The sequence below is a fragment of the Nocardioides sp. genome, from assembly GCF_050699375.1.
Lineage (GTDB): Bacteria > Actinomycetota > Actinomycetes > Propionibacteriales > Nocardioidaceae > Nocardioides.
The window spans coordinates 1-19526 of record NZ_JBOHDN010000302.1 but is presented as its reverse complement, the minus strand read 5'-3'; the positions used below and the strand labels follow the sequence as shown (position 1 = coordinate 19526).

At 70.4% G+C, this 19526-nt stretch carries 17 protein-coding genes; 6 read left to right on the top strand and 11 right to left on the bottom strand.

What is annotated here, in order from left to right; all coding sequences use genetic code 11:
* Positions 1 to 118: 118 nt before the first annotated feature.
* Together pcrA and ACRDPS_RS21630 are read right to left on the bottom strand one after the other, a co-directional pair.
* Positions 119 to 2608 carry a DNA helicase PcrA gene (gene pcrA, locus ACRDPS_RS21635; RefSeq protein WP_431503730.1) on the bottom strand — a complete coding sequence of 830 codons (2490 nt, stop codon included), beginning with the start codon at positions 2606 to 2608 and terminating at the stop codon, positions 119 to 121.
* A gap of 40 nt (positions 2609 to 2648) precedes the next feature.
* Positions 2649 to 3875 carry an MFS transporter gene (locus ACRDPS_RS21630; protein ID WP_431503729.1) on the bottom strand — a complete coding sequence of 409 codons (1227 nt, stop codon included), beginning with the start codon at positions 3873 to 3875 and terminating at the stop codon, positions 2649 to 2651.
* 36 nt (positions 3876 to 3911) lie between these two features.
* On the opposite strand from ACRDPS_RS21630, the gene ACRDPS_RS21625 reads away from it, so the two are divergent.
* Positions 3912 to 4448 (top strand): MarR family winged helix-turn-helix transcriptional regulator, encoded by a 537-nt coding sequence (locus ACRDPS_RS21625; RefSeq protein ID WP_431503728.1) that lies wholly within the window; start codon positions 3912 to 3914, stop codon positions 4446 to 4448.
* A 7-nt stretch (positions 4449 to 4455) separates the two neighbouring features.
* On the opposite strand, the gene ACRDPS_RS21620 is transcribed toward ACRDPS_RS21625, so the two are convergent.
* Complete coding sequence (locus ACRDPS_RS21620) at positions 4456 to 4818, bottom strand: hypothetical protein (protein ID WP_431503727.1); 363 nt, start codon at positions 4816 to 4818, stop codon at positions 4456 to 4458.
* 169 nt (positions 4819 to 4987) lie between these two features.
* On the opposite strand from ACRDPS_RS21620, the gene ACRDPS_RS21615 reads away from it, so the two are divergent.
* Positions 4988 to 7273, top strand: coding sequence for a SulP family inorganic anion transporter (locus tag ACRDPS_RS21615; RefSeq protein WP_431503726.1), 2286 nt, complete (start codon positions 4988 to 4990; stop codon positions 7271 to 7273).
* A gap of 25 nt (positions 7274 to 7298) precedes the next feature.
* Here the strand turns inward: ACRDPS_RS21615 and ACRDPS_RS21610 are convergent, their stop codons facing one another.
* On the bottom strand, positions 7299 to 7946 hold the full coding sequence (locus ACRDPS_RS21610; protein ID WP_431503725.1) for a LuxR C-terminal-related transcriptional regulator: 648 nt from the start codon (positions 7944 to 7946) through the stop codon (positions 7299 to 7301).
* Between the two features lie 20 nt (positions 7947 to 7966).
* On the bottom strand, positions 7967 to 9280 hold the full coding sequence (locus ACRDPS_RS21605) for an ATP-binding protein (RefSeq protein WP_431503724.1): 1314 nt from the start codon (positions 9278 to 9280) through the stop codon (positions 7967 to 7969).
* 123 nt (positions 9281 to 9403) lie between these two features.
* Here ACRDPS_RS21605 and ACRDPS_RS21600 point away from each other — a divergent pair, with 123 nt between their 5' ends.
* Together ACRDPS_RS21600 and ACRDPS_RS21595 are read left to right on the top strand one after the other, a co-directional pair.
* Entirely contained in the window at positions 9404 to 10714 is a 1311-nt protein-coding gene (locus tag ACRDPS_RS21600; RefSeq protein ID WP_431503723.1) for a PspC domain-containing protein, read from the top strand.
* On the top strand, positions 10711 to 10965 hold the full coding sequence (locus ACRDPS_RS21595; protein ID WP_431503722.1) for a hypothetical protein: 255 nt from the start codon (positions 10711 to 10713) through the stop codon (positions 10963 to 10965). The genes ACRDPS_RS21600 and ACRDPS_RS21595 overlap by 4 nt, the downstream gene beginning before the upstream one ends.
* On the opposite strand, the gene ACRDPS_RS21590 is transcribed toward ACRDPS_RS21595, so the two are convergent.
* The 3 genes from ACRDPS_RS21590 to ACRDPS_RS21580 form a co-directional block, all read right to left on the bottom strand.
* Positions 10952 to 11578, bottom strand: coding sequence for a TetR/AcrR family transcriptional regulator (locus tag ACRDPS_RS21590; RefSeq protein WP_431503721.1), 627 nt, complete (start codon positions 11576 to 11578; stop codon positions 10952 to 10954). The genes ACRDPS_RS21595 and ACRDPS_RS21590 overlap by 14 nt on opposite strands.
* Before the next feature lie 27 nt (positions 11579 to 11605).
* Entirely contained in the window at positions 11606 to 12484 is an 879-nt protein-coding gene (locus tag ACRDPS_RS21585; RefSeq protein ID WP_431503720.1) for a glycerophosphodiester phosphodiesterase family protein, read from the bottom strand.
* Between the two features lie 96 nt (positions 12485 to 12580).
* Positions 12581 to 13306 (bottom strand): acyltransferase, encoded by a 726-nt coding sequence (locus ACRDPS_RS21580; RefSeq protein ID WP_431503719.1) that lies wholly within the window; start codon positions 13304 to 13306, stop codon positions 12581 to 12583.
* A gap of 80 nt (positions 13307 to 13386) precedes the next feature.
* Here ACRDPS_RS21580 and ACRDPS_RS21575 point away from each other — a divergent pair, with 80 nt between their 5' ends.
* Both ACRDPS_RS21575 and ACRDPS_RS21570 read left to right on the top strand, forming a co-directional pair.
* Positions 13387 to 15159 (top strand): ABC transporter ATP-binding protein, encoded by a 1773-nt coding sequence (locus ACRDPS_RS21575; RefSeq protein WP_431503718.1) that lies wholly within the window; start codon positions 13387 to 13389, stop codon positions 15157 to 15159.
* Complete coding sequence (locus ACRDPS_RS21570) at positions 15156 to 16892, top strand: ABC transporter ATP-binding protein (protein WP_431503717.1); 1737 nt, start codon at positions 15156 to 15158, stop codon at positions 16890 to 16892. Before ACRDPS_RS21575 ends, ACRDPS_RS21570 begins: the two co-directional genes overlap by 4 nt.
* Before the next feature lie 4 nt (positions 16893 to 16896).
* Here ACRDPS_RS21570 and ACRDPS_RS21565 read toward each other — a convergent pair whose 3' ends face one another.
* The 3 genes from ACRDPS_RS21565 to ACRDPS_RS21555 form a co-directional block, all read right to left on the bottom strand.
* Positions 16897 to 17679, bottom strand: a complete 783-nt coding sequence (locus ACRDPS_RS21565; RefSeq protein WP_431503716.1) for an SDR family NAD(P)-dependent oxidoreductase — start codon at positions 17677 to 17679, stop codon at positions 16897 to 16899.
* 97 nt (positions 17680 to 17776) lie between these two features.
* On the bottom strand, positions 17777 to 18751 hold the full coding sequence (locus ACRDPS_RS21560) for an RNA polymerase subunit sigma-70 (RefSeq protein WP_431503715.1): 975 nt from the start codon (positions 18749 to 18751) through the stop codon (positions 17777 to 17779).
* A 194-nt stretch (positions 18752 to 18945) separates the two neighbouring features.
* Positions 18946 to 19526 (bottom strand): LLM class flavin-dependent oxidoreductase (locus ACRDPS_RS21555; RefSeq protein ID WP_431503714.1); only part of this gene is annotated, 581 nt, incomplete at its 5' end.

Here is a 19526-nt window from a genome sequence, read left to right as displayed (position 1 = left end):
CTGCACGCCTTGGAGCGAAGCGAAGCGAGCGAGGCGTGCGGTTGCGCCGACTCGGCGAACCACGAGGAGACAGCCGCCTAGCGAGAGAGCCACGCCGCGAGCCTTCACCTACCCCGAATCACAGCTTCTCGACCGGCGCGTAGCGGAGCAGCAGGCGCTTGACGCCCTTGTCGCCGAAGTCGATGCTCGCGACCTGCTTGTCACCCGAGCCCTCCATGGTGACGACGGTGCCGAGACCGAAGGAGTCGTGGGTGACACGGTCGCCGGGGTCGAGGGACGGGACCGCGCGGGCCGGCTTCGACTTCGCCGCGGCGTCGGCTCGAAGCGCGGCCGAGGAGAAGTTGCGACGGCCCGCGGCGGTGGGCTGCCCCAGACGCTGGCCATCGCTCCAGCGATCGTTCGCGAAGCTCGGCCGGCCCCACGAGCTCATCTCCTTCTCCGTACGCCGCCAGTCGACCAGGTCGACCGGGAGCTCGTCGAGGAAGCGGCTGCCGGGGTTGTGTGAGGGCGCGCCCCAGGCAGACCGAACGACGGCGCGCGAGATGAAGAGCCGCTGCTCTGCGCGGGTGATCCCGACGTACGCCAGCCGGCGCTCCTCCTCCAGCTCGGTGCCGTCACCGAGGGCCCTCGAGTGTGGGAAGACGCCGTCCTCCATGCCGGTGAGGAAGACCGCGGGGAACTCCAGGCCCTTGGCGGTGTGGAGCGTCATCAGGGTGACCACACCGTCCTCGTCGTCGGGGATCTGGTCGGTGTCGGCGACCAGGGCGACCCGCTCGAGGAAGTCGGCGAGCCCGGGCTCGACCGTGCCTGCGTCGACCTCGGCCGGGTCGGCGCTCGGGGCCGCGACGGGGTCGTCGGCGAACTCTCGGGACACCGCGACGAGCTCGGCGAGGTTCTCCACGCGGGTCTCGTCCTGCGGGTCGTCGGACTCCTCCAGCGAGACCAGGTAGCCGGAGCGGTCGAGCACCGTCTCCAGGATGACGTCGGCGCGCTCACCGGCCGCGACCATCTGGAGCAGCTCCTCGACCATCGCGACGAACCCCTTGATGTTGGTCAGGCTGCGGGTGGCGAGGCCGGGAGCGTCCTCGGCCTTCTGCAGCGCCTCCCAGAAGGTCATCTGGTCGCGCTCGGCCAGCGCGTTGACGCAGGCCACCGCACGGTCGCCGATGCCACGCTTGGGGGTGTTGAGGATCCTTCTCAGCGAGATCTGGTCGTCGGGGTTGGCAAGCATGCGCAGATACGCCAGTGCGTCGCGCACCTCCTTGCGCTCGTAGAAGCGCACCCCACCGACCACCTTGTAGGGCTGGCCGGTGCGGATGAACACCTCCTCGAAGACACGCGACTGGGCGTTGGTGCGGTAGAAGACGGCCACGTCGGCTGCCTTGAGCCCGGAGTCGACGAGCTTGTCGATCTCGTCGGAGACGAACCGGGCCTCGTCGCGCTCGTCATCGGCGACGTAGCCGACGATCCGCTCGCCGTTGCCGGCATCGCTCCACAGCGCCTTCTCCTTGCGACCTTTGTTGTGCTTGATGACCGCGTTGGCGGCGGTGAGGATCGTCTGGGTGGAGCGATAGTTCTGCTCCAGCAGGATCGTCGTCGCGTCGGGGAAGTCCTGCTCGAAGTCGAGGATGTTGCGGATGTTGGCGCCGCGGAACGCATAGATCGACTGGTCGGCGTCACCGACGACCATCAGCTCCGCCGGCTCGGTGCGCGGAGCCTCCTCGGCGTGAGCCTCGGCCGCATAGGAATCGGTCAGCGCGGTGTCGTCCATGGAGTCGGCGCAGAGCTCGTGAACCAGGGCGTACTGAGCGTGGTTGGTGTCCTGGTACTCGTCGACCAGCACGTGCCGGAAGCGTCGCCGATAGACCTCACGCACCTCCGGGTAGGCCCGGAAGAGCTCGACGGTGGACATGATCAGGTCGTCGAAGTCGAGGGCGTTCGCCTGACGAAGGCGCTTCTGATACTCCTTGTACGCCGCGACATAGGTCTGCTCCAGATGGTTGCGCGCGTCCTTCTCGGCGGCCTCGACGTCGCGCAGCTCGTTCTTCTGGTCGCTGACCCAGTTGAGCACCTGGCCGGGCTGGTATTGGCGCGGGTCCAGGTCGAGATCACTCAGCACCAGCTGCATCAGCCGCTTCTGGTCCTGGGCGTCGTAGATACTGAAGTTGGACTTCAGGCCGACCCCAGACTTGTTGAGCACTGTGATCTCCTTGCGCAGGATCCGCACGCAGGCGCTGTGGAAGGTGCTGACCCACATGATCCGGGCGCGCTTGCCGACCAGGTCCTCGACGCGCTCCTTCATCTCCGCGGCGGCCTTGTTGGTGAAGGTGATCGCCAGGATGCTGCCGGGATGGGCGCCGCGCTGGGAGATCAGCCACGCGATCCGACGAGTGAGGACACGGGTCTTGCCGGACCCGGCCCCGGCGACGACCAGGAGCGAGTTGCCTCGATGCTGAACGGCCGCCTTCTGCGGCTCGTTGAGCCCGTCGAGGAGCTCTTCGGCGCTCGGCCCACCACGTTTCGTACGCGGCTCGTCGGCCGGCTGCGCGGAGGCGAAGGCCTCGAGGCCCGGAATGGAAGCGAGTGGGGTCTGGTCAGGCGTACTCATACTGGCTCCACCCTAGGCGCTGGCACCGACAAGTCAGGCCTCACGGGAGACGCTGAAGATGACGTACGTCCCGGGAGAAGAGCGCGAGCAGGGAGGAGCCGCCGATCACGGCGGCGACGACGAGGAGCCAGGTGCCGAAGCCGACCGCCTCGGCGACCGGGCCGGTGAGTGCGATCCCGACGGGGCGCGCGATGAAGGAGCCGACGAGATCGAAGGAGTAGACCCGGGAGAGCTTGTCCTCGGGGATCTGCTGCTGGATCGCGAGGTCCCAGAAGACCGAGAAGATCGAGAGCCCGACACCGTGCAGGAAGGCTCCGACCCACACCAGCGTGGGCGTGTCCGCGACGGCCATCGCGATCGGGAACAGCGCGGTCATCGCGAGCAGCGCAGTGCCGGCGTACAACGACCTTCGCGGGCGCCAGCGCAGACAGATCAGGCCACCGACGACGAAGCCGGCCATCATCGTGGCCATCGCGATGCCCCAGGCGGAACGGTTCATGCCCTCCCCGACGACGATCGGGCCGAGCACGCCCTGCGCGCCGCCGTAGAAGAGGTGGTAGAGCAGCGCCTGGAGGATCAGCAGCCACAGCCAGGTGTGCCGGAGCACCTCGCGGGCACCATCGCCCAGATCCGCGAGCATCGACTCGCGCGGGCCGTCCGGGCGGATGTGGGCGACCCGCATCAGCGCGAAGCAGACCGCCGCGACGGCGAAGGTCGCGGCGTCGATCATGATCGACCAGCCGGAGCCGACCACCGAGACGAGGATGCCGCCGAGCGCATAACCCACCGTCATGCCCAGCTGGTTGGCCAGCGCCCGTGCGGGCACCGCGTGGGCGACCTCGTCGGCGGGCACGGTGAACCGGGTCATCGCCTGCGAGGACGGCCGGTTGAGGGCACCGAGGATGCCGGTGACCACCCCGGCGACCACGAGCGCGGGGATGGAGGCGAACCCCCCGATCAGCGCGACCGCGAGCGCCACCTGGACCAGGGCGCTGGCCGCCGAGGTGCCCTCCATCATCAGCTTGCGCGAGACCCGGTCGCCCAGCACGCCACCGAGGAGCGTGGCGGCGACCTCCGCGGTCGCGAACGACGCCACCACCAGCCCGAGCTCGGCGGCCGACCCGCCCAGGTCGATCACCGCGAACGCCAGCGCGACCGGGGTGATGCCGTTGCCGATCATGCTGATCGCGCCGCCCGCGGCGAGGAGGCGGAAGTCGCGGTGCCGGAGCACGCCGCCGCGCTGGCGCACGGGGTCGAGGGTCGTCATGACTCGGACAATAGTTCGCCAGCGAACTATTCGCCAGTGAAATACTCCCGTACGATCGGCGCCGTGGAGAAGGACGACTGGGCCGACCGTCACGTCGCACGCTGGCGCGACCACTGGATCGATGTGGCGTTCGATGACGACATCGAGGCGATCACGGTGCGGATCAGCCGGATCATGAAGCACCTGCGTACGACCAAGCAGGAGGCCGTGAACGCCGTCGGCCTCCAGGACTTCGAGTACGACACGCTCCACGAGCTGATGATCCGGGACACGCCCGGCCAGGCCAGCCCGTCGGCGCTCGCCGAGGACCTCGGGATGAGCAACGCGGGTCTCACCGGCCGCCTGGACTCGCTCGAGAAGGCCGGCTGGATCCAGCGGCGGGCAGACCCCGACGACCGGCGCCGCGTACACGTCGAGACCACCACCGCCGGCACCAAGATCTGGCGGGAGGCGATGGCGCTTCGCGGCCACTACGAGGACGATCTCCTCGCCGGCCTGAACCCCACCGAGCGCAAGACCCTCGCTGGGCTCCTCAAGCGCCTCACCCTGGCGCTCGAGGACGACGGGCAGTAGGGCGGCCCTACGCCGCGACGTGCGCCGAGGACCAGAAGACCGCGACGCAGACGTTGATGATCGACAGGCCGAAGATGGTCCAGTAGAGCCCGTCCGCGATCTTGGGCTTGCGCAGCTGCGACATCACCAGGCCGAGGATGACCAGGCCGATGACGAGCTTCACGCCGATCTTGGCGTGGTCGACCGGACCGTCGCCCATCTCGAGGACGCCGACGAGCAGCAGACCCGCCAGGAACGCGGTGCCCGAGCCGTCGCGCATGAGGCCGTTGGCGACCTTGTCCGGGGCCTTGATCTGCACCAGCAGACCGCCGAAGAGCGCGGCGAAGCCGAGCAGGTGAATGACGAGCAGGACGTGCCGCACGATCTCCATGGGCTCATGCTAGAGCCCTTTACCCGAGGGCCCGACGGCGGCTCCCGTGCCCGGCGGATTCGCGCTCGCTTCCCCTCGACCACGTTCTCCCCGGGGAGAATTTGGACACCTGTCTAGCCTGATTGACGACCGCCACTTTCGATCTCGGCTCCTTACGGAGGATTCTGACGTGTCATCACCTGACCCGACCCCGCCCACAGGCCGGTCCAGACCGCTCGGCCGGCTTCGCCAGACAGTTCGCTTCGACGTACCTGCCTCGCTGGTCGTCTTCCTCGTCGCCGTACCCCTCTCGCTCGGCATCGCAGTCGCCTCCGACGCACCGGTCGCCGCCGGACTGATCGCCGCCGCCGTCGGCGGGATCGTCGCCGGTGTCTTCGGCGGGTCGCCGTTGCAGGTCAGCGGCCCGGCCGCCGGACTCACCGTCGTCGTCGCCGAGATCGTCGCCGAGTTCGGGTGGGAGGCCACCTGCGCGATCACCCTGATGGCCGGGGTGCTCCAGATCGTGCTCGGCGCCACCCGGCTCGGACGCTACGCACTGGCGATCTCCCCGACCGTGGTCAGCGCGATGCTCGCCGCGATCGGGATCTCGATCGTCCTGGGCCAGCTCAACGTCGCCCTGGGCGGCCGGTCGCAGTCCAGCGCCTTCGAGAACATCCAGCACATCGTCGGCAACGCCCAGGAGCCCAACATCCACGCCGTCCTGGCCGGACTCGGGGTGATCGCCATCCTGCTCGCCTGGCCGCGCCTGCCGCAGCGGGTCCGCGCGGTGCCGGGCCAGCTGGTGGCCATCGTCGCACTCACCCTGCTCGCCGCGGCCTGGCTCCCCGGCGCCGAGCGTGTCCAGCTGGGCGGGGACCTGCTGGACGAGATCGGCTCGGTCGCCCTGCCCGAGGGCACCCCGCTCGCCGTAGCCGGAGCGGTGCTCACCGTCGCGCTGATCGCGAGCGTCGAGAGCCTGCTCTCGGCGGTCGCGGTGGACAGGCTGCACGGCGGCCCGCGCAGCAACCTGGACCGCGAGCTCCTCGGCCAGGGCCTGGCCAACTCCGCCTCCGGCGCTCTCGGCGGCCTCCCCATCACCGGCGTCATCGTCCGCAGCTCGACCAACGTCGCGGCCGGGGCACGCACCCGGGCGTCCGCGATCCTGCACGGCGTCTGGGTGCTCCTCTTCGCCCTCGTCCTGGTCGGGCTCGTGGAGCAGATCCCGCTCGCGGCCCTGGCCGGTCTGCTGATCATGATGGGCACCGGCCTGGTCAGGCCCGCCGACATCTCCCAGGCGCACGCCCGCGGCGAGCTGTGGATCTACGCGCTCACCGTGGTCGGCGTGCTCGCGCTCAACCTCATCGAGGGCGTGCTCATCGGACTGGTCGCCACCCTCGCCCTGGTGCTGTGGCGGCTGGTCCACGTACGGATCGACGTACGCCTGGGCGGCCACGCCGCCGATGGCCGCGAGAAGTGGCTGGTCGAGGTGCACGGCAGCCTGTCGTTCCTGGCGACGCCGACGCTGATGACCAGGCTCGACACGATCCCCGAGGGCCAGGTGGTCGAGCTCGACCTCCTCGTCGACTACCTCGACCCAGCCGGTCGCGACCAGCTCGACCACTGGCGTGCTCGCTACGAGGCCGGCGGTGGCAGCGTGCTCGTGGAGCACACCGGTCCGCACGGCGCGGGTCCGCACGGCGCCGAGGCGCCGCGGCAGGAACGCCCCCTCAAGGCACCTCCGATCAGCCCCCGCGCGCTGCTGCCGTGGGGCGCCTGGCAGGACGTACGTCCTGATCGGACCGACCCGCACCACCCGCTGGCGCTCGGGGTGCGGGAGTACCACCGGCGCCACGCGGCACCGCTGCGTCCGGTCTACGAAGGGCTCGCCGACGCCCAGGAGCCGCACGCTGTCTTCCTGACCTGCGTGGACTCCCGGGTCGTACCGAACCTGATCACGTCCAGCGGCCCCGGCGACCTGCTGACGGTCCGTACGTTGGGCAACCTCGTGCCGGAGCCGGGCAGCCCGGACAGCTCGGTCGCGGCGCCGATGCTGTTCGGCGTCGACGACCTCGGCGTAGGCACCGTCGTCGTCTGCGGCCACTCCCGCTGCGGGGCGATCACCTCGGCTCTGGAGAGCACCCGCGCCGGCACGGTGCCCGACGGGCCGGTCGGCGACTGGCTGCGCCACGCGGCACCGGCGATCCAGGAGTGGCAGGCCGGGCACCCGGTCGGCGCCGCTGCCGCCGCGGCCGGGCGCAGCGAGGTCGACCAGGTCTCCCAGGTCAACGTCGCGGTGATGATCGACCGGCTCGGAGAGCTCCTCGCCGACCGGGACGTACGCGTGGTCGGGCTGTTCCTGGACATCGCCGACGGCAAGCTGCAGATCCTGCGCGACGACGCCTTCACGACGTTGACCGACGCCGAGACCGACGAGCTCGCTCACCTGATGGAGGCTCGCCCACCAGAGCCGGCCTGAGCCGACCTGAGCCGGCGGCCGCCGCCTAGAGCAGGCGGCGGTCGTTGGCCCAGCGAGTGAGCTCGTGCCGGCTGGACAGCTGCAGCTTGCGCAGCACGTTGGACATGTGGGTCTCGACCGTCTTGATCGAGATGAACAGCTCGCCGGCGACCTCCTTGTAGGAGTAGCCGCGGGCGATGAGGCGCATCACCTCGCGCTCCCGCTCGGTCAGGCGGTCGAGGTCCTCGTCGATGTCGGCGATCGCGATCGTGCCCGCGAAGGCGTCGAGCACGAACCCGGCCAGACGCGGCGAGAAGACGGCGTCTCCCCCGGACACCCGCTGGATCGCGGCGACCAGCTCGGAACCGGTGATGGTCTTGGTGACATACCCCCGCGCGCCGCCACGGATGGTGCCGATGACGTCCTCGGCGGCGTCGGAGACCGACAGCGCTAGATAGCGCGGTGAGCCGTCGACGGCCGGCGCCTTGCGCATCACCTCGACACCACCACCGCCGGGAAGGTGGACGTCGAGCAGCACCACGTCGGGCTGGCCCTCGCCGATCGCCTTGACCGCGGTGTCGACGTCCTCGGCCTCGCCGACGATCCGGATCACCGGCGACCTGCTCAGCTCGGCGCGTACGCCGGTCCGGAACATCGCGTGGTCGTCGACGATGACGACCTTGACCTCACTCATTGACCCGTCCTCCTTCAAGCTCAGCCTTCTTCATACCCAGCCTCCTTCGTGCGAGGCTGCGTCAGCCGCACCTCGGTGCCCTCACCGGGTGAGGATCTCACCTCGGCGGAGCCGCCATGACGTCTCATCCGGTCGATGATGCTGTCTCGTACACCATGCCGGTCCCCGGAGACCTCGTCCACGACGAAGCCCTCCCCGCGGTCGCGGACGAAGACCTCGTACGCCTCCTCGGTCGCCTCAGCATAGACATCGACGCGTCCGGTGCCGGCGTGCTTGGCGGCATTGGTGACGGCCTCGCGCGCGGCGGCGACGATCGGTCGCACGCTCTCGTCGAAGGGGCCGTCGCCGACGACCACCACGTCGACGGTCACCCCGTGGGCGTCCTCGACCTCGGCGGAGGCCGCCTTCAGGGCGGCCGCGAAGGTCTCGTCCGCCTCCGCGGGGGTCGAGAAGAGCCACTCGCGCAGGTCGCGCTCCTGGGCACGGGCGAGCTTCTGCACCATCGCGGGATCGGCGGAGTTGCGCTGGATCAGCGCGAGGGTCTGGAGGACGGAGTCGTGCAGGTGCGCCGCCATGTCGGCGCGCTCCTGCGACCGGATCCGCTCCTCGCGCTCGCTGCCGAGGTCGCTGGCCAGCTGGTGCATCCACGGCCCGACGACGAGGAAGCCCGCACCGAGCACGATCAGCCCGGCGATGATCAGCGCGGTGCCGTTGCCGAAGTCGAGCGAGCCGCCGGCGAGGATCACCGCGAAGAGCATCAGCCCGATGCCGACGCCGACCCGGACGTACGCCTGCCAGCCGCCCTTTCCGAAGACCATCCGCACCAGGTCGATCCGCCCGCTGCCGTCGATCCAGCGCTCGCGCTGGGCGGCGTCGGCCTGGCGCCACAGCAGCGCGACTCCGACGACTCCGAGCATCGCCGGCCAGATCAGCGCACCGGCGCCGAGCATCGCGTCGAAGAGCACGACGGCGCCGAACCCGAGGGCCAGCAGCGCGATCGTCGGCCCCTTGTCGACCCGGCCCGTCCGTGCGGACGGTCGTCGGCCACCACGGGTCGCGCTCTCGCCGCCGGGGGTGGACTGCTCGAGAAGGGGCGCGGCCGGGATGAAGATCCACAGCGCGGCGTACAGCAGCACGCCGAACCCGCTGAAGACGGCGGTCAGGACGAAGAACGCGCGCACGCCCAGCACCGGCAGGCCCAGGTGCTCGGCCAGGCCGGCGGCCACACCACCGATCACGGAGGCGTCGGTGTCGCGGTAGGCGCGGCGTACCGGCGGCTCCGGGGGCGGTGGCGGCGGGGCCAGGGGCTCCGTCGACGCGTGAGTTGTCGTCATGATGCTTCCATCGTCACACCTCCGGTGTGCCCGTGCCATGAGGATTCACCCTGATCCTGGCTCGATGAGAACTCAGGGCCGTCCCTGATGGTCTGCGCGACGCGGAGGAGACAGAGTAGGGGTGTGACGATCCCGCCCGAGGCGCCGCTGCCTCCTTCCGAGGAGCCGCCTCCGCCTGCCCCCGAGCCGCGCCCTCGCCCCAGCGGCGAGCAGCTGCGCAACCTCAGTGGCCTGCGGCGTACGACCCATGCCTCCCCGGAGGGACGGCACATCGCCGGCGTCGCGGGTGGGATCGCACGCCATTTCAACGTCGACCCGCTGCTGGTGCGGGTGCTGCTCGTGGTGTCGGTCTTCTTCGGGGGTGCCGGCGGGATCGTGTACGTCGCCGCCTGGGTGCTCGTGCCCGAGGACGGCTTCGAGGACGGGATGCTCCCGGTCGGGCCGCCCGCCCGCAACCTCCTCCTCTGGATCGCCGGCGGGATCGCGGCGATCTCGCTGCTCGGCGACGCGTTCGGTGACACCAACGTCCCCTGGTTCTGGCTCGCGGTGCTCGCCGTCGTCGCGGTCTGGTACGCCAACCGTGGCAAGTGGGGCCGCAAGCGCGATGGGCAGATGACTGCTGGTTCGGCGCCTGCGGGTGCCACCGTTGGTCTCGACAAGCTCGACCACCGGAGGTCGCATCTTCCGGACCCTTGGGCTCCTGGAACCTACGACCCGAACGCCCCGATCATCCCGACCGTCCCGCCCGGCCGTCGGCGTCCGCCGCTGCTGTTCGGTCGCGCCGTCGCGGTCGCCGCCCTGGTGGTGGGCGTGCTGGGGCTCCTCGACGTCCTCGACCAGGTGCCGGTCCCGACCAGCGCCTACCCGGCGGCCCTGCTGGCCGTCTTCGGCGGTTTCCTCGTCCTCGGCGCCTTCTGGGGTCGCGCCGGCGGGCTGATCCTCCTCGGGCTGATGGCCCTCATCGCGCTTCCCCTGACGATGATCGACCCTTCCAACCTGGAGACCGGGAGCAGCATCGAGGCACATCCCCGCAGCGTCGCCGCTCTGGAGAGCTCCTACGAGTTCGGCGCGGGGGCGATCGTGCTGGACATGAGCGCCATCGACCCGAAGACGCTCGACGGCCGCGACCTCGCGGTCACCAGCTCGTTCGGCGAGATCACGGTGATCGTCCCCGACGACGCCACGGTCTCCGTGGACGCCTCGATCGACTCCCTGGGCGAGGCACAGGTCTTCGACGAGACCCGCGGCGACCTGGGCGGGTTCACCCTGACCCGCACCCATGTCGCCGGCGAGGAAGGCAGCCAGCCCGGCCTCGCCGAGGACGCCGACCTTCGACTGACCGCCAACGCCGACCTCGGCGCGATCAACGTCTATGAGGAGAGCGACCCCAGGGCCGTACGCTTCATCGACACGACCGAGAGGAGCACCCCGTGAGCTACGACTACGCCCCTCCGCCCCGCTTCGAGGACCACCCCTCCCCCGAGAAGCCCACCGGCCGACACCCGGTCAACATCGGCCACCTGGTGATGGGCCTCGCGTTCATAGCCTTCGTCGTCGTCTGGGCCCTGATCGTCTCCGACACCGTCACCATCGACAGCCTCGAGGACCTGCGCTGGCTGCTCCCGATGCCCTGGATCGTCGGCGGCTCCGTCGGGCTGCTCGTGGCGATGCTCAGGAGGCAGTGACGTCCGACGCGGCTGCCGTCCAGCGCCTGGCGAGCTCGGCCTCCCGGGGAGGCGGGCCGGGAAGCCGGCCGCCGGCAGCCTCGGCGCGCAGGCCGTCGCAGACGAGGGTCAGGTAGCGGCGGCGCAGGCCGGCGCTGCGTACGTCATCTCCTACCTCCATCCGACCGATCTGCTCGAGGAGCACGGTGATGTCGGCGCGGGTGACGTCGGGTCGGAGGATGCCGCTGCCACGGGCACCGCGCAGGAGGCGGTTCGTGGTGTCGGTCGCGAGCCGGTCGAGGTCGTGCAGAGCCTGGTCGAAGGTGACCTCGCCGCGTAGCGCGAGCGTGAGCCGCGGAAGGCCGTCGTCGAGCACGTTCCGCAGGAACGTCGTGAACGCGTGCCACGGGTCGGCGGTGTCGGTCAGAGCCGCCTCCGCGAAGGCGATGTGGCGGCGGTAGTTGTCGGCGGCGACCGCACGCAGCAGCGACTCCTTGTTGGCGTAGCGCCGATAGAGGCCGGCCACCCCCATCCCGGCCTCCTCCGCGACGGCGGCCATCGTCGCGCGCGGGTCCCGGAGCAGCACCTCGCGGGCGGCGATCAGGACCGCTCGGTCGGCGTTCAGAGGCGGCATGCCCAGAAGGTTACGTCGTGGGGCGACCTACGCCGTCTGCGCCGCCGTGATGTCTCGCAGAGCGGCGACGGGGCGGTCGGGATAGTCGCTGAAGACCCCGTCGACACCTGCCTCGAAGAGGCGAACGGCCTGGTCACGTCCGGCTTTCAGGGTCCAGACGAAGACCATCAGATCGTTCCGGTGAGCCTCGTCCGCGAGGCCGGTCGCCGGCTGTCCCTTCTTGCGGACCATCGACTTCTTGGGGCCGACCGCGTCGGCGTACGTCGCGATCTCGGCGCAGTCGACCGCACCCCATTTCTTGTCCACCAGCTGCACCAGCGGGAGGTCGGTGCGGGTGCTCATCTCCCGCACCCACGCCTCGTCGAAGCTCTGCAGCCACAGCCGCTGCGAGGGCAGCCCCGGGAGGCTGTTCCAGCCGTCGACCCCGTGGTCGGCCAGGGTCTGCAGGAGGGTCTCGGTGATGGGGAGGCCGATGGAGGCGAAGTACGTCGGGTGCTTGACCTCCACGTGCAGACCCACCCGCCGGCCGCGGCGCTGCGACTCGTCGGCGACGAGCAGGAGCAGCGTGTCGAGGGTGATGATCGGCTGGCTCGTCGTCGGCGCACCGAGGCTGAGCAGCTCGGGGAAGGTGAAGTCCTCGGTGAACCAGCCGGTCCACTTCTTGCCGCTGACCACCTTCGTCGTACGACGCCCGGCGAACTCCGCGTGCGCCGCCACGTCCGTGGTGCGGGAGAGCTCGTTCTCGTGGCGCAGCACCATCACGCCGTCCTTGGTCATCACGACGTCGGTCTCGAGCGCGTCCACGCCCTGGCGCAGCGCCAGACGGTAGGACTCCAGCGAGTGCTCCGGCAGATAGCCGGGCGCTCCGCGATGGCCGATCACAAGGGGGCGGTGGGCCGATGCCATGGATCCAGCGTGCGGTCCGGCAGCGAAGCCGCGGCGGGCACAACGTGAATGGGACGTTACGAGCGTCGGGCCGTTCGGTTGTACGCGGGCGCAGCGTCAGGGAGTGTCCTCGCCCGACCAGATGACGTTCTCGCGGATGAGGCGGGCGGGGACGCCGGCTACGGCCGTACGTGGTTCGATCTTCTGGTTGCGGACCATGGCGCGCATGCCGACGACGGCACCGTCGCCGATCTCGACGTGGCCGGTGACGATGGCGTCGCGGCCGAGCCAGACGTGCTCGCCGAGACGGATATGGGCGCCGTACGGATTGATGCGCCGGCCGGTCTCGCCGTCCTCGAGGCGATGCATGTCGTCGGTGGCGACATAGACGTTGGCGGCCCAGAGCTGGTCGGGGGCCGCGACGATGGAGCCGCCGTTGCGGGCGTCGATCTGGGCGCGGGAGGTGGCGACGAGGCCGCCGGAGAGGATCACCGAGGAGCCGCCGCCGCAGTAGATCTCGCCCCAGACCATGCTCGTGTCCGGACCGACGAAGATCGTCGGCGAGTCGCCGCCGACCAGCAGCGCCTGCATCGAGGTGATGTCGGTGGCCACGACGATCAGGGCGTCCGAGAACGGGTAGAAGCCGAGCAGCTCGATCAGCCGAGGATCGAGCGGGAACCCGTCGCGCAGGTAGATCGCGTTGCCGCCCTCGTGCCACCACTCCGGCAACGGTCCGGTGATCTCACGCAGCTCGAGCCCGAGGAGCACCTCCGGCGCGAGCCCGGCGGCGATGAGCCGCTCCCGATGTGCGTCGGTGAGCCGCTCACCCCTGGTCCAGGACATGTCGCGAACCATAACCCGCGAGGTTCCGGTGCCAGGAAAACCATTCGCAACCACGTCCCGGGATGCTGATAATCGGCCAGGTGCGCAGCCTCCCTCTTGACCATCCCGGGGTCGCGGACCATCGGTCCCCCGGCCGGCTCCTGTGGTGGATGGCGCGGGAGCAGTGGGACACCCTGCTGGGCGGGATGTTCTTCGGGATCGTCTGGATGAGCGCCCAGGCGATGATGCCGCTCGTGATCGGGCGGGCGATCGACGAGGGCGTGGCGACCAAGGACGTACCCACGCTCGCCGTCTACGCGGCCGTGCTGCTCGGCGTCGGCCTCGTACAGGCGGTCGCCGGGATCATGCGCCATCGGTTCGCGGTGACCAACTGGCTGACCGCGGCCTACCGGGTCGTGCAGCTGGTGACCCGGCAGTCCGTACGTCTCGGCGCATCTCTGCCCCGCAAGGTCTCGACCGGTGAGGTCGCCGCGATCGGCACCTCCGACCTGTCCCACATCGGTCAGGTCATGGACGTCTCCGCCCGGTTCTCCGGCGCGGTGGTCTCCTTCGTCATCGTCGCCGTCGTCCTGCTGCAGACCTCGGTCACGCTCGGGCTGGTGGTGCTGATCGGCGTACCGCTCGTCGTGCTTCTCGTCGGCCCGCTGCTATCGCCGCTGCAGAGGGTCTCGGCCGACCAGCGTCACCTGATGGGCGAGCTGTCCAACACCGCGTCCGACATCGTGGGCGGCCTGCGGGTCCTGCGCGGGATCGGTGGTGAGGAGGTCTTCGGCGCGCGCTATCGGCGCCAGTCCCAGGACGTACGCCACGCCGGGGTCCGCGTCGCGCGGCTGCAGTCGGTGCTCGACGCGATGCAGATCCTGCTGCCCGGGCTGTTCGTCGTCGCCGTGGTGTGGCTCGGCGCGCGGATGGCGGTCGCCGGCGAGATCACCGCGGGGCAGCTGGTCGCGTTCTACGGCTACGCCGCGTTCCTGATGCTGCCGCTGCGGACGGTCGTGGAGTACGCCAACAAGCTGATCCGCGCCAGGGTCTCGGCCATGCGGCTCGTCAAGGTCCTCGCGCTGGACCCGGACCACGTCTCCCCAGATTCGGGCTGCCCAGATTCGAGCTGCCCAGACGCGCCGCTGCCGATGCCTCCCGCGGGGTCTGAGCTGCGCGACGCCGCCTCGGGGCTGTGCATCGAGCCGGGGCGGTTGACCGCGCTGGTCTCCGAGCGGCCCGACGACACCTCTCACCTCGCCGATCGGCTCGGCCGGATATCCCCTCCGGACAAACTTACTGATGCAGCAGTGAGTTTAGGGGGAGCACCTCTTCGCGACCTGCCGCTGGAGGACGTACGCAGCCGGATCGTCGTCTCCGACACCGGCGCCCAGCTCTTCTCCGGCCCGTTGGGCGAGGTCCTCGACGTCACCGGCCGGGCCGGCCGGACCGGCGCCGAGGCAGCGGTGCACACGGCGTCCGCCGAGGACATCCTGGAGGCGCTCCCCGACGGCTATCGCGCCCAGGTGACCGAACGCGGCCGCAGTCTCTCCGGTGGTCAGCGCCAGCGGCTGACGCTGGCGCGAGTGCTCACCGTCGACCCGGAGATCCTGATCCTCGTCGAGCCGACCTCCGCGGTCGACGCGCACACCGAGGCCCGGATCGCCTCCCGGCTGAGGGCGCACCGAGACGGGCGTACGACCGTCGTCACCACCACCAGCCCGCTGCTGCTCGACACCGCGGACGTGGTCGTCTTCCTGGAGGACGGCACTGTCTCCGCCACGGGGACGCACCACGACCTGCTCAACAGCTGCCCCGGCTACCGCCGTGTGGTCGTCCGAGACGTACAGGACGTACAGGAGGCCACGTCGTGACGACCGCGCTCCCGGTGGCGACGGACAAGGACGTACGCGCCTATGTCGCCACCCTGGCCCGCCGCCACCCGCGGATGCTCTGGGGTGCGCTGAGCCTGCACCTGCTCGCCGCGGGCGCCGCGCTGGCGCCGCCGCGCCTGATCGGCGACCTGGTCGAGTCGGTCGAGACGGGCACGACAACAGGACACGTCGACCTCCTGCTGGCACTCCTGGCCGGATTCCTCGTGGTCCAGGTGCTGCTCACCCGGTACGCCCGGCTCCTCTCCCAGGTGCTGGGCGAGCAGGTGCTGGCCGAGCTGCGCGAGGAGTTCGTCGAGAACACCCTGGCGCTCCCCCTGGGAACCGTCGAGGAAGCCGGCTCCGGCGACCTGCTGACCCGCACCGGTCGCGACGTCGACCAGCTCAACTGGTCGATCCGCTACGCGCTGCCCGAATGGACCATCGCCTGTCTGACCGCGGTCGCGACGCTCGTCGCCGCGCTCACCGTCGGCTGGTGGGTCGCGCTGCCGTGCCTGCTCGGCGTGCCGGCGCTCGTGATCGGCCTGCGCTGGTATCTGCGCCGCGCCAAGGACGGCTACCTGCGCGAGTCGGCGACCTACTCCCAGATCAACTCGACGCTCACCGAGACCGCCGAGGGCTCCCGCACGATCGAGGCGCTCGGCCTCCAGCGGGCCAGGATCGAGGCCGGCGACGCCGACATCGCGGAATCGTTCCGCGCCGAGCGCTACACGCTGTTCCTGCGTACGGTCTTCTTCCCCGCGATGGAGGTCTCCTACCTCGTCCCGACGGTCGCCACGCTGCTGTTCGGCGGCTGGCTCTACACCCAGGGGGTCTGCTCGCTCGGCGACGTGACCGCGGCGACGCTGTACGTCCAGATGCTGATCGACCCCGTCAACCGGATCGTCTCGATCCTCGACGAGCTGCAGATGGGCAACACGTCCCTGGCTCGACTCCTCGGTGTCGCGCACGTTCCCGACGACCGCGTGGCCACCGGCGCCCAGCCCGCTGATGAGAAGATCGCAGCCTCTGAGGTGAGGTTCTCGTACGTCGAGGACCGCGATGTCCTCCACGGGATCTCGATGGACGTCGGGGTCGGCGAGCGGGTGGCCATGGTCGGGCCCTCCGGCGCCGGCAAGTCGACGCTCGGGCGGCTGCTCGCGGGCATCCATCCGCCGCGTACGGGAGCCGTGACGGTGGGTGACGTGCCGCTGGTCGACCTCCCGCTCGACGAGCTGCGCGGACACGTCGCGCTGGTCACCCAGGAGCACCACGTCTTCGCGGGGACCGTGCGCGACAACCTGGTCCTGGCGCGCCCGGGGGCCTCGGACACCGACGTGCTCGACGCCCTGGCGGCGGTGGACGCCCGCGAGTGGGTCTGGGGCCTCCCGGACGGCCTGGACACCGAGGTCGGCTCCGGCGGTCGGGCCCTGACCGCGCCGCAGGCCCAGCAGATCGCCCTGGCCCGGCTCGTCCTCGCCGACCCGCACACTCTGGTGCTGGACGAGGCGACCTCGCTGATCGACCCCCGCGCCGCCCGGCATCTGGAGCGGTCGCTGGCCGCGGTGCTGGAGGGACGAACGGTCATCGCGATCGCCCACCGGCTCTTCTCCGCCCATGACGCCGACCGAGTCGCCGTGGTCGAGGACGGCCGGATCACCGAGTTCGGCCCCCACGACGAGCTCGTCGCCGCGGGCGGGTCCTACGCGAGGCTCTGGGACTCCTGGCGCACCTGAGAGCTCAGCTCGGGTACATGCCACTGCTCACGTTGAGCCAGGTGCCGGTGATGGCGCCGGCGCCGTCGGAGGCGAGGAAGGTCGCCGTGTCGGCGACCTCCTTCAGCCGCGGCGACCGCTTGGTCATCCGCAGGCCGTCGAGGTTCGCCCGGATCCCGTCGAGGGCCTCCTCCGGGAGGCGCGTCCCGAGGACCCGCTCGAACTTCTCGGCGGTGAAGGTCTCGGTGATCCCGGCGGTCCAGATACCGGCGACGCGTACGCCCGAGGGTCCGACCTCGGCGGCCAGGTCGCGCACGAGCGCGTCGAGGGCACCGTCGGCAGCGCTGGTCCCACCCATGCCGGGCGCGGAGCCGCGGGCGGAGCCGGAGTCGAGAGCGAGCACGACGCCGCGGCCCTGCGCGACCATCTGCCGGGCCGCCGCGCGGGCGGTGTGGAACGAGCCGGCGATGCCGCGTACGACCGGTTGGGTGTAGTCGGCCGCCGCGATCTCCAGCAGCGTCTGCCCCTGGATGTCGCCGCGGTCGGCGACGTTGAACGAGATGTCGAGCGAGCCCGTCTCTTCGACGACCCGCCCGACGAAGGCGACCACGGCGTCCTCGTCGAGGATGTCGACCACCCCGTAGCCGACCGCGCCGACCTCCGCGGCCCTGGCCGCGAGGGTGGCCTCGGTGCGGCCGGCGAGATAGACCTTGGCGCCCGCCTCGGCGAAGGCCTTCGCGGTCGTCGAGCCGATGTCGCCCGCGCCGCCCCAGACGATGGCGGTGCGGTCCTGAAGCTGTGCGTTCATGATGTCTCCTGCGCTCTCGTCGCGCACCTGGTGTGCGTGATCTGCCCGTTAGGACGTACGCGACCCCGGGCACTCATCGGGTCGGCCCGAACTTTTCTCAGGAGAGTGCCTGCGGAAGCCCGAATGCGGGGAAGAGGTGCGGCTCGAAGGTGGTGATCTGGGCGAGCCGGCCGTCGACGACCCGCAGCACGTCGAGCGTCTGCGGGCGGTAGATCGTCGTGCCCGGTCGGCGTACGTAGCCCGCGACCGCCGGCATCCGGTTGGCGCTGGCCGGGATGAACCGCCATTCGCCGAGGTAGGTCGGTGAGGACGGGTCGAGGTTGGGGAGCACGAACGACAGCAGCGCGTCGCGCGTCGTGAACCAGAACGGGTTCGGCGGCATCGTCAGCACCGCGTCGCTGGTCAGCAGCTCGGCGATGCCCTCGCGCCAGTTGCTCGCTCCGGCCGCGACGTAGGCGTCGATGACCTTCCGCTCCTCCTCGGACGGACCCTCGGTACGCCACGTCGACCGGTCCTCGGGCAGATGGCGGCGCAGCGCCGGCTTGGCCCGCTGCAGCAGCGAGTTCACGGTCGCGACGGTGACGTCGAGTGCGGCGGCGGTGTCGGCGGCCGACCAGCCGAGCACCTCGCGGAAGACGAACACCGCCCGCTGCTGCGCGGTCAGGTGCTGGATCGCGGTGAGGAAGACCAGCTCGATCGTCTCCCGTGCGACCGCCTCCTCCTCCGGCCGCTCCGGTTCGAGGAGCGCGTCGGGGAACGGCTGCAGCCACTCGAGCAGCTCCGGGGGCTCACCGGCGCCGTGGTCGAAACCCGGCAGCGCTGCGTACGTCCTGGGCCGTCGCTCGTTGCGACGCAGGAAGTCGAGGCAGGTGTTCGTCGCGATCCGGTAGAGCCAGGCGCGCATCGCGTCGGGGTCGGTCAGCTGGTCGCGCCGCTGCCAGGCCTTGACCATGGTCTCCTGCACCAGGTCCTCGGCCTCGTCGAAGCTCGCCACCATCCGGTAGCAGTGCACCCTCAGCTCGCGCCGGTGCTTCTCGGCGGCGTCGACGAACGGGTCGGTCATCAGGCTCATGCCTGGCGAGCGTAGGGCCCCAGGCGACCAGGTCCGAACGAATTTCGCAAGCAATCACAAACAGGTGCAACGCAACTCATCCGGGCGGCGTACGACGTATGTGGGGCGGTCCTCCCAGGGCCCCGGCTTCTGATTCCCGAGCCGGGGTCCTGGCTACTCTGCGGCCCTGGGTCCGCGCGGCTCAGCCAGTCCGATCAGCTGAGAGCGCGGAGCTTGGGGAGGATCTCCTCACCATAGAGCTTCAGGAACTTCGCCTGGTCCGGGCCCGGCGCGTGGAAGACCAGGTGGGTGAAGCCCATGTCGAGGTATTCCTTGATCCGCGCGACGTGCTCGTCGGGGTCGGTGGAGACGATGAACCGCTTGGCAGTCGCCTCGGTCGGCAGCGCGTCGGCGAGGCGCTGCATCTCGACCGGGTCCTCGACGGAGTGCTTCTGCTCCGGCGTCAGTCCGAGGGCGCCCCAGAAACGGGTGGCCTCCATCGCCTGCTCGAGGTCGTGGTCGAAGGAGACCTTGACCTCGATCATCATGTCCACGTCCGCCGGCTTGCGCTCGGAGAGCTCGATGCCGGTGCGCACCGCCGGGAGCAGCGTGTCCGTGTAGAGCTCGGCGCCCTTGCCGGAGGTGGTGATGTAGCCGTCACCGGCACGGCCGGCGTACTTGGTCGCGGCCGGGCCACTGCCGGCCAGGTAGATCGGGACCGGGGTCGACGGCTTGTCGTAGATGGTCGCCCGGTCGAGCTGGTAGTAGTCGCCCTCGAAGGTGACCCGGTCCTCGG